The organism is Bradyrhizobium sp. USDA 4454, from assembly GCF_054822705.1.
In genome coordinates this window covers 4,252,706-4,265,986 of record NZ_JBTRCN010000001.1, presented here as the reverse complement: position 1 = coordinate 4,265,986, position 13,281 = coordinate 4,252,706, and the positions used below count along the sequence as shown (strand labels likewise).

Here is a 13,281-nt window from a genome sequence, read left to right as displayed (position 1 = left end):
ATACTGGATCGCCCGCTTTCGCGGACGATGACACCGAATGAGAACGCAACTGCAATATTAGCCATCGCGTTCCGGCGCGATCATCTTCGCAAAACCCACAGATACTCCAACGAAACGTGCAACACCGATGCCGCTTCATTCGACGATCGATCCCACATCCTCCGAATTCGCCCGCAACGCCGAGGTGATGCGCGGCCTGGTCGCGGAGCTCCGCGAAAAACTCAATCAGGTGGCCGGCGGCGGCGGCGAGAGCTCGCGCAAGCGGCACACCTCGCGCGGCAAGATGCTGGCGCGCGATCGCGTCGATCTGCTGGTCGATCCCGGCACCGCATTCCTGGAGCTGTCGCCGCTCGCCGCCAACGGGCTGTACGGCGGTGACGTGCATTCGGCGAGCATCATCACCGGCGTCGGGCGCATCGCGGGCCGGGAATGCATCATCGTCGCCAACGATGCCACCATCAAGGGCGGCACCTATTACCCGATGACGGTGAAGAAGCATCTGCGCGCCCAGGACATCGCGCGGCAGAACAATCTGCCCTGCGTCTACATGGTGGATTCCGGCGGCGCCTTCCTGCCGTTGCAGGACGAGATCTTTCCGGACGAGCGGCATTTCGGCCGCATCTTCTACAACCAGGCCCAGATGTCGTCGCAGGGCATCCCGCAGATCGCGATCGTGATGGGCTCCTGCACCGCGGGCGGCGCCTATGTGCCGGCGATGTCCGACGAGAGCATCATCGTGCGCAACCAGGGCACCATTTTCCTCGGCGGCCCGCCGCTGGTGAAGGCTGCGACCGGCGAGGTCGTCACCGCTGAGGAGCTCGGCGGCGCCGATGTCCATTCGCGGCAGTCGGGCGTGACCGATCACTACGCGCAGAACGATGCGCACGCGATCGGGATCGCGCGCCGCATCGTCGGCACGCTGAAGCAGCCGCCCAAGGCACCGCTCAACATGCGCGCCCCCGAGGCGCCGCTGTTTCCGGCCGAGGAGATCTACGGCGTGGTCTCTGCCGACGGTAGAAAACCGTTCGACGTGCACGACATCATCGCCCGGATCGTCGACGGCTCCGAATTCGATGAGTTCAAGAAGCTCTACGGCACCACGCTGATCTGCGGCTTCGCCCATATCTGGGGCTATCCGGTCGGCATCATCGCCAACAACGGCATCCTGTTCAGCGAGAGTTCGCTGAAGGGCGCGCATTTCATCGAGCTGTGCTGCCAGCGCGGCATTCCCCTGGTGTTCCTGCAAAACATCACCGGCTTCATGGTCGGCAAGAAGTACGAGGCGGGCGGCATCGCCCGCGACGGCGCCAAGCTGGTGACGGCCGTTGCCACTGCCGGCGTGCCCAAATTCACCGTCGTGATCGGCGGCTCCTACGGCGCCGGCAATTACGGCATGTGCGGCCGCGCCTACAGTCCGCGCTTCCTCTGGCTGTGGCCGAACGCCCGCATCTCGGTGATGGGTGGCGAGCAGGCCTCGATGGTGCTGAGCCAGGTCAGGCGCGACGGCATCGAGGCCAAGGGCGAGAGTTGGTCGGCGGAGGAAGAAGACAAGTTCCGCGAGCCGATCCGCGCGCAATACGAGAAGCAGGGCAACCCCTATTACGCGACCGCGCGGCTGTGGGACGACGGCGTGATCGATCCCGCCGACACCCGCCTCGTGCTCGGGCTCGGCCTGTCGGCCGCGGCGAACGCGCCGATCGAGCCGACGAAGTTCGGCCTGTTCAGGATGTGACCCAGGATCTCATGATGGACCGCTCAAGACTCTATCGGCGCTTCCGCACGCTTCTGATCGCCAACCGCGGCGAGATCGCCTGCCGCGTCATCCGCTCGGCGCGCGCCATGGGGCTGCGCACCGTCGCGGTTTATTCCGAGGCCGATCGGGAGGCGATGCATGTCGCGCTCGCCGACGAGGCCGTGCTGCTCGGGCCCGCACGGGCGCGCGACAGCTATCTCAACATCGAACGCGTCATCGCAGCGGCGAAGCAGACCGGCGCCGAGGCCGTGCATCCCGGCTACGGCTTCCTGTCGGAAAATGCCGAATTCGCGCAGGCCTGCCTCGACGCCGGTCTGGTGTTCGTCGGCCCGACCGCCGAGATGATGACGGCGATGGGCTCGAAATCAGGCTCGAAGGCGCTGATGGAGAAGGCCGGCGTACCGCTGGTGCCCGGCTATCATGGCGAGGCCCAGGATGAGGCGACGCTGGCCGAAGCCGCCAACCGGATCGGCTTCCCGGTGCTGGTGAAGGCGTCGGCGGGCGGCGGTGGCCGCGGCATGCGCGTGGTCAATTCGGCGGCGGAGCTTTCGGCCGCGATCACCAGCGCCAAGCGCGAGGCCAAGGCGGCGTTCGGCGACGACCGCATGCTGATCGAGAAATATGTCCAGAACCCCCGCCATATCGAGGTGCAGATCATCGGCGACAGCCATGGCCATCTGCTCTCGCTGTGGGAGCGCGAATGCACCCTGCAACGGCGGCACCAGAAGGTGATCGAGGAGGCACCGTCTCCGACGCTGAACGCCGCGCAGCGCGACGCCGTCTGCGAGGCCGCCCGCAAGGCGGCCGGCGCAGTCAACTATGTCGGCGCCGGCACCATCGAGTTCGTCTCCGACGGCAAGGACGTGTTCTTCATCGAGATGAACACCCGTTTGCAGGTCGAGCATCCCGTCACCGAGCTGATATCAGGCGTCGACCTCGTCGAATGGCAGCTCCGCGTCGCGTTCGGCGAGGCGCTGCCGCTGAAGCAAAGCGAGATCAAGCTGAACGGGCACGCCATCGAGGCGCGCGTCTACGCGGAGAATCCGCAAAAGAACTTCATGCCCTCGGTCGGCCGCATCAAGACCTGGCGCACGCCGCCGGAGGGCGACGGCCTGCGCATCGATGCCGGCTACCGCAGCGGCGATAACGTCTCGCCGTATTACGACGCGATGCTCGCCAAGGTGATCGCTTGGGCGCCGACCCGCGAGGGCGCGATCGAGAAGCTCAATCGCGGACTTGAGGAGATCGATGTCCGTGGCATCGTCACCAACATCCCGTTCCTGTCGGCGCTGGTGACGCATCCGGATACGAGAGCCAATGCGATCGACACCGGCTTCATCGAGCGCGAGCTGAAGAACCTCACGGCCGGCACCGGCGCGGCCGGCGAGTTCGAGCTCTGTGCCGCGGTGGCCGCGATCGTCAACGTCGAACAGAGGGCGGCGCGCAGCGAAGCCAACTCGCCCTGGCAGGCGTTCGGCTGGATGCCGGTCGGCCGCCGCCAGCGGGTGTTTTCGTTCCGGCAGGGGCATGAACCCGCCCAGACCATCACGCTGCACTATGGCAACGGGCCGTCGACGCTCTCCGTCGGCGGGCGCGAACTCGCCTTCGAGATCTCGGCGTCCACCGATGGCGGCTTTGATCTGACGCTCAACGGCCTCAAGTCGCGCGTCGTCTCGGTGATCGAAGGTCACGAGATGTACTTGCGCACCCGCAACGGCCGCTTCGACCTGCACTGGGTCGATCCGTTCGGCGGCGAGAGCGAGGAGCAGGTGGGCGAGGACAAGATCGTCGCGCCTTTGCCGGGCACCGTGGTCGCGCTGCTGGCCGAGGAGGGCGCGACCCTGGAGAAAGGCGCGCCGATCCTCACCCTGGAAGTGATGAAGATGGAGCAGACCCTGCGCGCGCCCTATGCCGGCGTCCTGAAGAAGCTCAAATGCAAGATCGGGGACATCGTCGGCGAGGGCGTCGAGCTGGCCGAAGTCGAGCCCGTGGCCGCGTCATGAGCGATCAGATCCGCATCGTCGAGATGGGGCCGCGCGACGGCCTGCAAAACGAGAAGACGCCGGTCAGCGTCGAGGCGCGTATCGCGTTCGTCGAGGCGCTGGTGGCGGCGGGCCTCACCACCGTCGAGGTCGGCGCCTTCGTGTCGCCGAAGGCAGTTCCGCAGATGGCGAGTTCCGATGCGGTGCTGCGCGGTGTCGGTCACGTCAAGGGCGCCGAATTCCATGTGCTGGTGCCGAACGAGAAGGGCTATGACGCCGCGCGCGCGGCCGGCGCCCGGGTGGTCTCTGTGTTCGCGGCGGCGTCAGAAGGTTTTTCGCGCGCCAACATCAATTGCTCGGTCGCGGAATCGATCGAGCGCTTCAAGCCGGTGCTGGCGCGCGCCAAGGCGGATGGCGTCAAGGTGCGCGGCTATGTCTCCTGCGTGCTCGGCTGTCCGTTCGACGGCGAGATCAAGCCGAAGGCGGTCGCCGAGCTCGCGGTGCGGCTGTGGGATCTCGGCTGCTACGAGATCTCGCTCGGCGACACCATCGGCGTCGGCACGCCGCTCAAGGCCAAGGAGATGCTGCGTGCCGTCGGCTCCGAGCTTCCGGTCGCCAACCTCGCCATGCACTTCCACGACACCTACGGCCAGGCGCTCGCCAATCTCTATGCCGGCATGGAGGAGGGCGTACGCGTCATCGATGCCGCCGCCGGCGGCCTCGGCGGCTGCCCCTATGCCCCTGGCGCTACCGGCAACGTCGCGACCGAGGACGTCGTCTACATGCTGGAAGGCATGGGCGTGAAAACCGGGATCGACATGGACAGGCTGCTGGCCACGACGAACGAGGTTGCCGGCTTGCTCGGCCGTCCGCCGGTCAGCCGCGTGGCCTCCGCGCTCAACGCAAAGCGCAAGCGGCTGGGCGGATCGTAAGTTGCAGGATCGATGGAGCGATTTATCCGTCTAGCGGACGCGCTTGGAGCTATGCGCCGCGAGGCGCAGATTCAAGCCGCTAAGTCGTATCCCTGGCTTGCGCAGTCCGGGCTCCCGAAGCTCGCTTCTCAACCCATATAGGAAGCGTGCGACAGCGCCTTGCGCTATCGCCGCCCTCGTTGAGGGCGTTTCCTCCCTAGACTTGGGCCGCTTGTTGTTTCGAGCGGCCCTTTTTCTTAGGCTGCCGTACCGTCGATCGTCGCGATCACGCTCTTCATATCGGTCGCAAGCTCCCGATAGTGTCCGCCCAGCCGCTGGTAGAGTTCGCGGTTGCTCCCATCCAGCGTCCTGCTCGCGATCAGCTCGCATTCGTTGGCGAGGGTCTCAAATCGTTCCAGCTTTGCTTGAAGAGCAGACATGGCGGGCGTGTCCCTGACTGTTACTGAGGGAGTTGCGACGCTACTCCTCCGCCGGCGTCTAGTGCAAAATAATTATACGATAGAACTAAATTCTTTCCGACAGCGACCTTGACCGATTGATGGGTCAAACGGCCGTCACAGGACAGCAGGACGCACCTCGTGTTGCAGCGCACACGGCCCCGGTTCCCGATCAATTCCCCTAAAACCGTTCATGGCTTGGTGACTCAAACGTGCTGATCTGAGGGAGTTCGCAATGCTCCAGGTGGTCTCGCGATGTCCGGACAGGTGTCAGCTTCTCGCGGCCGAACGTTTTTGGCGGGAAAGATCGTCTTCAATTTCGGCCGGTCGGCCTTCGACTGTACGGTCCGGCAGCTCACCGATACCGGCGCGACCGTGGAACTCGAAAGTGTCGTCGGCATTCCCGATCACGTTCAGCTCCTGATCGTCGGCACCCATCAGGTAAAGCCGTGCAAGCGGCTGTGGCAATCGGACCGCCAGCTCGGCCTGGCCTTCGAGGAGCAGCGCGCGAACGTCCCTGCTGCCGCGCCCGCGGCTCCCACGGCTTCCGCGTCCACGGCGCCCGCGCCGGCCGGCATTCCCGAGCGGCGCAGCGGCGACATCCTGCGCGGGCACATGCTGGCGCTGCGCGCCGCGCTCGACCAGATCCCGGTCGGCATTCTGCTGCTGGATTCCGAGCTGAAAGCCCTGTTCATCAACTGCGCGTTCCGGACCATGTGGGTGCTTCCGGACGCGGTCGCCGACCGCAACCCCACCTTCGCCGATCTGATGCAGCACGGCTGCAAGACCATGGCCTATGAGCTGCCGGCTGAGCAGCTTCAGGCTTATCTTGCCGAGCGCGTCCGTCTCGTCAGCACCGGCGACCCGAATCCGATCGATCTCCGGCGCAGCAATGGCGATGTGGTGCGGTGCCAGTGCACGCCGCTGCCCGATGGCGGCCGCATGGTGAGCTACACGCCGGTGACCGACATCGTGCGCGCGTCGGACAAGCTGAAGGTGCTGACCGGCGCGCTCGAGAATGTGGAGGACGGCGTCGTCCTGCTCGACCGCGATCTCAACGCGATCTTCCTCAACCGGCGCATGCGCGAATTCTGGCAGGTCAGCGAGGAGGAGGTGGCGCGGCATCCACCCTACATCACGCTGCTCGCGCGCAATCGCCGGGCGGTCCCTGCGGGTGCGACGGCGGAGCAAATCAAGGCGTTCCCGGCGAAGCGGATCGCCGAGATCAAGGCAGGCGATCACAAGCGCGATGTCCAGACGCCTGACGGCCGCAACATCAGGATCCATTGCTCGACGATGGCAAATGGCGGCCGCATGCTGACCTTTGTCGACATCACCGATCTGGTCAATAACGCACGCCAGCTCGAGGTGCTTGCGACCACTGATCCGCTCACCGGATTGTTCAACCGCAGGCACTTCCTGACCACGCTGGATGCGGAATGGAGCCGGTTTCAGCGTTACTATCGGTCCGTCTCGGTCCTGATGGTCGATATCGATCACTTCAAGAGCATCAACGACCGGTTCGGTCATGCCGTCGGCGACGAGGCGATCAAGGCCGTCGCCGAGATCTGCGTTCGCGGCAAGCGCAAGTCGGACATGGTGGGCCGTGTCGGCGGCGAGGAGTTCGCGGTGCTGCTGCCGGAAACGACATTGTCGCGCGCGCGAACCGTCGCCGAGCGCATTCGCAAGCGGGCGGAAGGGTTGACCTTGAGCGCGGACGATCGTCCGGTGCGCCTGACGGTGAGCATCGGCGTTGCCGAGGCGATCACAAGCATGCCCGGGCTCGATGCGCTGATGAAGGCCGCCGATGCCGCGCTCTATCAGGCCAAGGAGCGTGGCCGCAATCGCATCGAGTGCTGGGGGCCACCAGTGCCGCCGAAGCTGGCGGCGGAGTAAGGTTACGTCACCGGAGCATCTCGTCATTCCGGGGCTCGCGAAGCGAGAGCCCGGAATCCATTTCACCACACGTGATGCGGCCCAATGGATTCCGGGCTCGTGCTTCGCACGCCCCGGAATGACGGGATGAGAGTGCTGCGGGCCCCTACATCTGAGTTGCCCGACGGCGCAAGCCCTCGCAGCAAAAATATTTCGCTTTATCCGAAGAGCAACTCAGTGTATGAATTTCCCCGTCTCGCCCGACACGAGGGGCGCTTCGCGGTCGTCACGAACGCGGGTCGAGATGCGGTGGACGCGGAATGCGCAGTCGACGAATGCGCATGAGGCGGACGGCGAAGTCGTGCAGGCCTGACGCCCTAGCGGTAGGTGTCTTTTCGGATTGCGCAGATGCGCGTCGCGAAGACGGTGACAACAAAGCCCAGTCTCGCCGGGGAGAGCACGTATAAGCCGTAGCCCATCGCGCAGGGAAAGCCGGGTTGTTTCCGGTTACACCTGTGGTCCTACCCCCGAGCTTTCTACCCTTTTGCTCGGGGCCCATGGGTGCGATCGGCACCCGGCTTTCCCTGCGCCCTCACCAACGGAGAGGGCGGAACGACAAGCAAAGCTCGGGCAGATCATGTCGCGAGAATGCGCGAGTATGACTCACCGGCCGCGCAACACATTCGCTGTCGTCCCGGCGAAGGCCGGGACCCATTACCCCAAATGCGCATTGTTGCGCGACAGTGGGGCCACAGTCCGCTCCAACAACACCACCCTGTGGCTATGGGTCCGGCCTTCGCCGGGACGACGATGGTCGGACCTCGCCTCTATTACCATTATACCGTCAGGTTCCCATAAGGACTGATAATACATGGTTGCCCGGCGGCCACGATTGTTGCGCCATCGCAACACGACCCGAACATTTAACCCTAAAAGCAGCCGGTCCGTAGTCGCGCCGCTTTTTGGCCACACCCTAACATGAAAGGATATTCACCTAGCTGAATAGCCAGGGCTCCGACGGCGGGACATTTCTACGGGTTCCGGCGTTGAATGAGCAAAGAGCGCAGGAACGAAGCGTCGGAACAGGGTCGCGATGGACGCCAAGGTGGACGGCAAGATCAAGGGCAGGCTGCCGAGCCGTCACGTGACGGAGGGCCCCGAGCGCGCACCGCATCGTTCCTATCTCTACGCGATGGGGCTGACGACAGCCCAGATTCATCAACCCTTTGTCGGCGTTGCTTCATGTTGGAATGAAGCCGCTCCCTGCAACATCTCGCTGATGCGCCAGGCGCAGGCGGTGAAGAAGGGGGTGGCCTCCGCCGGCGGTACGCCGCGCGAGTTCTGCACCATCACCGTGACCGACGGCATCGCGATGGGCCATGATGGCATGCGCTCGTCGCTGCCGTCGCGCGAATGCATCGCCGATTCGGTCGAGCTGACCGTCCGCGGCCATTCCTACGACGCACTGGTCGGGCTCGCCGGCTGCGACAAGTCGCTGCCGGGCATGATGATGGCGATGGTCCGGCTCAACGTGCCCTCGATCTTCATCTATGGCGGCTCGATCCTGCCGGGCAATTTCCGCGGCCAGCCGGTCACCGTGCAGGACATGTTCGAGGCGGTCGGCAAGCACTCGGTCGGCGCCATGTCGGACGAGGACCTCGACGAGATCGAGCGGGTGGCGTGCCCGTCGGCCGGCGCCTGCGGCGCCCAGTTCACCGCCAACACCATGGCGACCGTTTCCGAGGCGATCGGTCTCGCGCTACCGTATTCGGCCGGGGCTCCGGCGCCCTACGAGATCCGCGACTCCTTCTGCGCCGCCGCCGGCGAGAAGGTGATGGAGTTGATCGAGAAAAACATCCGGCCCCGCGACATCGTCACCCGGGAAGCCCTTGAAAATGCTGCGGCTGTGGTTGCAGCCTCAGGTGGTTCGACCAATGCTGCGCTGCACCTGCCGGCGATCGCCCATGAGTGCGGCATTAAATTCAATTTGTTCGACGTCGCCGAAATCTTCAAAAAGACTCCTTACGTCGCGGATTTGAAGCCGGGCGGCCGTTATGTTGCCAAAGACATGTTTGAAGTAGGTGGCATTCCGCTGCTGATGAAGACGCTGCTCGACAATGGCCACCTGCACGGGAATTGCCTCACCGTCACTGGCCGAACGATCGCCGAAAACCTCAAAAGCGTGAAATGGAATCCGCACCAGGATGTGGTGCGGCCCGCCAGCAATCCGATCACCGTCACAGGTGGCGTGGTCGGGCTGAAGGGTAATCTCGCTCCGGAGGGTGCGATCGTGAAGGTCGCGGGAATGTCCAACCTGAAGTTCACCGGTCCGGCCCGGTGCTTCGACCGCGAGGAAGACGCCTTCGAGGCGGTGCAGAAGCGCAGCTACAGGGAAGGCGACGTGATTGTGATCCGCTACGAGGGGCCGAAGGGCGGTCCTGGGATGCGGGAGATGCTGGCGACCACGGCGGCACTGACCGGGCAGGGGATGGGCGGCAAGATCGCGCTGATCACCGATGGCCGGTTCTCCGGCGCCACCCGTGGCTTCTGCATCGGACATATTGGACCTGAAGCGGCCGTCGGCGGGCCGATCGGGTTGTTGCAAGACGGCGACATCATCGAGATCGATGCGGTCGCCGGCACCCTTAACGTAAATTTGAGCGACGCCGAACTCGCAAATCGTAAGACCAAATGGGCCCCTCGCGCGACGAACCATACAACTGGTGCGCTGTGGAAGTACGCCGAGCAAGTGGGGCCGGCGGTGGATGGCGCAGTCACCCATCCGGGTGGCGCGTACGAGAAACAGTGTTATGCGGACGTTTAAGCGTACGATATTTGCGTTTGCGTTAGGGGCCATTCCGGTGGCGGGCCCCGGATTCGGATTCGACGGCGCCCCGGTCAGCCCCCAGGACACCGTTCTTCCGGTGGTTTCGCCGCAGCCGGGTACCGCCGCCGCGCTGAAGCGCGTCGCAGCGCCGGTTGCTCCGACGGCGACGGCGCCGACCTCCTCCTTCAGCACGTTGCAATACCAGGCCGAGGGCGGCCATCCGGTGGCGCAGTGGAAGCTCGGCAAGATGTACGCCGAGGGTGACGGTGTCATCCAGGACGACATGCGCGCCTTCGAATATTTCAGCCGGATCGCCAATGCGCATGCCGAGGATTCGCCGTCAGCGCCGCAGGCCTCGATCGTGGCCAACGCCTTCGTGGCGCTCGGCCGCTACTATCTGAGCGGCATTCCCAATTCCAAGGTGAAGGCCGACACCGAGCGGGCGCGGGAGATGTTCTCCTATGCCGCCTCCTATTTCGGCAATGCCGACGCCCAGTACGACCTGGCCCGGCTGTATCTGAAAACGCCGGACGCTTCGCGGGACGATTTCCGCTATGGCGCGCGCTGGCTCGGCCTTGCCGCCCAGAAGGGCCAGCATCAGGCGCAGGCGCTGCTTGGCCAGATGCTGTTCAACGGCGACCGGCTGCCGCCGCAGCGGGCCCGTGGCCTGATGTGGCTGACCCTGGCGCGCGACAGCGCCACGCCGGACGAGGCCTGGATCAAGGAAAGCTACAACCGGGCGATCGCGAAGGCCTCCGAGGACGACCGCGCGATGGCGCTGCAGATGCTCGAGCACTGGGTGCAGGGCCGCCGCGACTGAAATCGCGGGCGGCCGATCGGCTCAGGCGGCGGCCTCGAAATCGAGATCGGCCCACACCGGGACATGATCGGACGGCTTCTCCCAGGCGCGGACATAGCTGTCGATGCCGACTTCGATCAGCCGGTCGCTCGCCTGCGACGATAGCAACAGGTGGTCGATGCGCAGGCCCCAGTTCTTCTGCCAGGCGCCGGCCTGGTAGTCCCAGAAGGTGTACTGGCCAGGCTCGTCATTGACCGCCCGCAGCGCATCGGTGAGGCCGAGGCCGAGCAGCGACTGGAAGGCCTCGCGGGTCTGCGGGCGGAACAGGGCGTCATCGGCCCAGGCGACCGGATTGTAGACGTCGCGAGCCGCCGGAATGACGTTGAAGTCGCCGGCCAGGATCAGCGGCTCCTCGGCCTTAAGCCGTTCCCGCGTGTACTCAAGAAGCCGCGACATCCATTTGAGCTTGTAGGGATATTTGTCGGTATTCGCGGGGTTGCCATTGGGCAAATAAAGACACGCCACCCGCACCACGCCCTGCTTCAGCGTCACGACGCCTTCGAGGAAGCGGGCATGGGCATCCTCGTCGTCGCCGGCGAGGCCGGACTTGGTCTCGTCGAACGGCAGCTTGGAGAGCAGCGCGACGCCGTTGAAGGTTTTCTGGCCGTGGGTGACGACATTATAGCCGAGCGCCTCGACCTCGAGCCGGGGAAACGCGTCGTCGACGCATTTAATTTCCTGCAGGCAGACAATGTCGGGGGAACACTCCTTCAGCCAGGCGACCAGAAGCTCGATCCGTTGCCGGACCGAGTTGACGTTCCACGTAGCGACACGAACTGCCATCGGACATCCTTCATTTCATCGGGCGCGCGACCGGGCGCCCCGCTCCGACCACACGTTTCCGCATCTCGATGTGTGGGATGCCGGCCTCCTCGAATTCCAAGCCGACCCGCTCGAAACCGACCCGCGCGTAGAACGGCTCGGCGTGCGTTTGCGCGTTCAGGATCAGTTCCGGATAGCCGAGTTCGGCGGCCTTGGCCATCAACGCGTCCAGCACTCGCGCGCCCACACCTATGCCGCGTGCCGTTTTGAGCACGGCCATGCGGCCGATGTGACCGTCCGGCAGCAGCCGACCGGTGGCCACGGGCGCGCCGTCCTCAGCAAACGCCAGCGCATGCCAGCTCGCGGCGTCCATGTCGTCCCATTCCAGTTCGACCGGCACGCCCTGTTCCTCGACAAAGACGCTGGTGCGGATTGCACGGGACTGCTCGCGGGCTTCTTCCCAGGCGCAGATAAGGACGGAGGCGGACATGTGGTCGGGATTCGAACAGTTCGACGGGGCGACATGGTATGCCCGAATTCCCGCCGATGCGCACGTCGGGGACCGGACCAAAGGCCGCACGATTTTACTTAGGTGGCATACCATGGGCAGTCCGCCTGTGCTAACCCTCTCCAGAAACAAGGCGCAACAATTGCCGAGGGGGGAGTGACGACGCGTTCCGGCCTTCAAGGGAGCCGGCAGCGCACGTGCAAAGCATATGAAAAAACGCAATTTGGTCCTGACGATCGCCGTGCTCGGCATTGCCGCCGGGACGGCTTACCTGACCCGCGCTTCTTGGATGGGTGGCAACGCCGCCACCGCGCAGGGGACCCCGCGGCCGCGCGTGGTCTCGGTGGATCTCGCCATGGCCGAGCGCAAATCGGTGCCGGTCGATGTCGACGCGATTGGACAGGTCACGCCGATCTCCAGCGTGGCGCTGAAATCGCGGCTGGAGACCACCATCGTTTCGGTGCATTTCGAGGACGGCGCCAAGGTCAATGAAGGCGATCTGCTGTTCATGCTCGACGCGCGGCAGATCGACGCCCAGATCGAGCAGGCCGAGGGCGTGCTGGCCCCGCGACCAGGCCCAGCTCGAGGGCGCGCAGCGCGACCTCCGCCGCTACACCGAGCTGGTCGGCAAGGGCGCCACCACCCAGGTCAATCTCGACAACGCCAAGACCCAGTCCGATGTCCTGATCGGCACCATCAAGGCCGACCGGTTCGCGCTGGAAAACCTCCGCGTCCAGAAGAGCTACACCGTGATCCGCGCACCGTTCGCGGGACGGATCAGCGCCGCCAACGTCAAGGTCGGGAACTTCGTGCGCCCCGCCGACACCCAGCCGCTCGCGGTCATCAACCAGATGGCGCCGGTCTATGTCACCTTCGCGATCCCGCAGCGGGCGCTGGTCGATCTGCGTGATGCGATGGGGAAGGCCGATCCGAAGGTGATCGCGACCATTCCCGGCCATCAGCGCTCCGAGAGCGGCAAGGTGGCGATGGTCGAGAACGCCGTCGATGCGACCACCGGCATGGTCACCGTGCGCGGCATCATGAGCAACACAAGCGAGACGCTGTGGCCTGGCACCATTGTGCAGACCAAGCTGATCATCCGCAGCGAGGATGCCGTCGTGGTGCCCACGGTCGCCGTTCAGCGCAGCCAGAATGGCAATTTCGTGTTCGTCGTGAAGGACGGAGTCGCCAGGGTCCAGCCGGTCAAGGTCGACCGCACCTTCCAGGGCTCATCGGTCATTTCTGACGGACTGGCGGGCGATGAAAGCGTCGTCGTCGACGGCCAGCTCTTGCTGTCGGAGGGTTCGCGGGTCGAGCTCCGGGCACGCAAGGCCGGAGCCTGACCG

General features: G+C 64.9%; 9 protein-coding genes and 1 pseudogene. 7 read left to right on the top strand and 3 right to left on the bottom strand.

Going from position 1 to position 13,281, the window contains the following annotated elements:
• Nucleotides 1-127: 127 nt before the first annotated feature.
• From ACVIW0_RS20040 to ACVIW0_RS20030, 3 genes are read left to right on the top strand one after another with little or no spacing between them, the layout of a single operon-like run.
• Complete coding sequence (locus ACVIW0_RS20040) at nucleotides 128-1,732, top strand: carboxyl transferase domain-containing protein (RefSeq protein ID WP_461353879.1); 1,605 nt, start codon at nucleotides 128-130, stop codon at nucleotides 1,730-1,732.
• Between the two features lie 14 nt (nucleotides 1,733-1,746).
• On the top strand, nucleotides 1,747-3,756 hold the full coding sequence (locus ACVIW0_RS20035) for an acetyl/propionyl/methylcrotonyl-CoA carboxylase subunit alpha (RefSeq protein ID WP_461353878.1): 2,010 nt from the start codon (nucleotides 1,747-1,749) through the stop codon (nucleotides 3,754-3,756).
• Nucleotides 3,753-4,667: a hydroxymethylglutaryl-CoA lyase gene (locus tag ACVIW0_RS20030; protein ID WP_461353877.1), complete on the top strand. Its 915-nt coding sequence runs from the start codon at nucleotides 3,753-3,755 to the stop codon at nucleotides 4,665-4,667. Before ACVIW0_RS20035 ends, ACVIW0_RS20030 begins: the two co-directional genes overlap by 4 nt.
• A 236-nt stretch (nucleotides 4,668-4,903) precedes the next feature.
• Here the strand turns inward: ACVIW0_RS20030 and ACVIW0_RS20025 are convergent, their stop codons facing one another.
• On the bottom strand, nucleotides 4,904-5,086 hold the full coding sequence (locus ACVIW0_RS20025) for a hypothetical protein (protein WP_461353876.1): 183 nt from the start codon (nucleotides 5,084-5,086) through the stop codon (nucleotides 4,904-4,906).
• Between the two features lie 312 nt (nucleotides 5,087-5,398).
• Between ACVIW0_RS20025 and ACVIW0_RS20020 the strand changes: the two genes are divergently transcribed.
• The 3 genes from ACVIW0_RS20020 (at nucleotide 5,399) to ACVIW0_RS20010 (ending at nucleotide 10,626) form a co-directional block, all read left to right on the top strand.
• Nucleotides 5,399-7,000, top strand: a complete 1,602-nt coding sequence (locus ACVIW0_RS20020; RefSeq protein ID WP_461353875.1) for a sensor domain-containing diguanylate cyclase — start codon at nucleotides 5,399-5,401, stop codon at nucleotides 6,998-7,000.
• Between the two features lie 1,072 nt (nucleotides 7,001-8,072).
• Complete coding sequence (ilvD, locus tag ACVIW0_RS20015; protein ID WP_461353874.1) at nucleotides 8,073-9,803, top strand: dihydroxy-acid dehydratase; 1,731 nt, start codon at nucleotides 8,073-8,075, stop codon at nucleotides 9,801-9,803.
• The gene (locus tag ACVIW0_RS20010; protein WP_461353873.1) at nucleotides 9,790-10,626 is read left to right on the top strand and encodes a tetratricopeptide repeat protein; all 837 of its coding nucleotides are present in this window, start codon (nucleotides 9,790-9,792) and stop codon (nucleotides 10,624-10,626) included. The genes ilvD and ACVIW0_RS20010 overlap by 14 nt, the downstream gene beginning before the upstream one ends.
• Nucleotides 10,627-10,647: 21 nt before the next feature.
• Here ACVIW0_RS20010 and xth read toward each other — a convergent pair whose 3' ends face one another.
• Together xth and ACVIW0_RS20000 are read right to left on the bottom strand one after the other, a co-directional pair.
• Nucleotides 10,648-11,448 (bottom strand): exodeoxyribonuclease III, encoded by an 801-nt coding sequence (gene xth, locus ACVIW0_RS20005; protein WP_461353872.1) that lies wholly within the window; start codon nucleotides 11,446-11,448, stop codon nucleotides 10,648-10,650.
• 10 nt (nucleotides 11,449-11,458) lie between these two features.
• Complete coding sequence (locus tag ACVIW0_RS20000; protein WP_461353871.1) at nucleotides 11,459-11,917, bottom strand: GNAT family N-acetyltransferase; 459 nt, start codon at nucleotides 11,915-11,917, stop codon at nucleotides 11,459-11,461.
• Between the two features lie 226 nt (nucleotides 11,918-12,143).
• Here ACVIW0_RS20000 and ACVIW0_RS19995 point away from each other — a divergent pair.
• Nucleotides 12,144-13,278 (top strand): annotated as a pseudogene (locus ACVIW0_RS19995) (efflux RND transporter periplasmic adaptor subunit).
• Nucleotides 13,279-13,281: the final 3 nt, after the last annotated feature.

What these genes read in the sequence shown, in the direction of transcription:
- ACVIW0_RS20025 (WP_461353876.1), bottom strand. Translation starts at nt 5,086, where the DNA reads ATGTCTGCTCTTCAAGCAAAGCTGGAACGATTTGAGACCCTCGCCAAC.
- ACVIW0_RS20010 (WP_461353873.1), top strand. Translation starts at nt 9,790, where the DNA reads ATGCGGACGTTTAAGCGTACGATATTTGCGTTTGCGTTAGGGGCCATT.
- ACVIW0_RS20040 (WP_461353879.1), top strand. Translation starts at nt 128, where the DNA reads ATGCCGCTTCATTCGACGATCGATCCCACATCCTCCGAATTCGCCCGC.
- ilvD (WP_461353874.1), top strand. Translation starts at nt 8,073, where the DNA reads ATGGACGCCAAGGTGGACGGCAAGATCAAGGGCAGGCTGCCGAGCCGT.
- ACVIW0_RS20035 (WP_461353878.1), top strand. Translation starts at nt 1,747, where the DNA reads ATGGACCGCTCAAGACTCTATCGGCGCTTCCGCACGCTTCTGATCGCC.
- xth (WP_461353872.1), bottom strand. Translation starts at nt 11,448, where the DNA reads ATGGCAGTTCGTGTCGCTACGTGGAACGTCAACTCGGTCCGGCAACGG.
- ACVIW0_RS20000 (WP_461353871.1), bottom strand. Translation starts at nt 11,917, where the DNA reads ATGTCCGCCTCCGTCCTTATCTGCGCCTGGGAAGAAGCCCGCGAGCAG.
- ACVIW0_RS20030 (WP_461353877.1), top strand. Translation starts at nt 3,753, where the DNA reads ATGAGCGATCAGATCCGCATCGTCGAGATGGGGCCGCGCGACGGCCTG.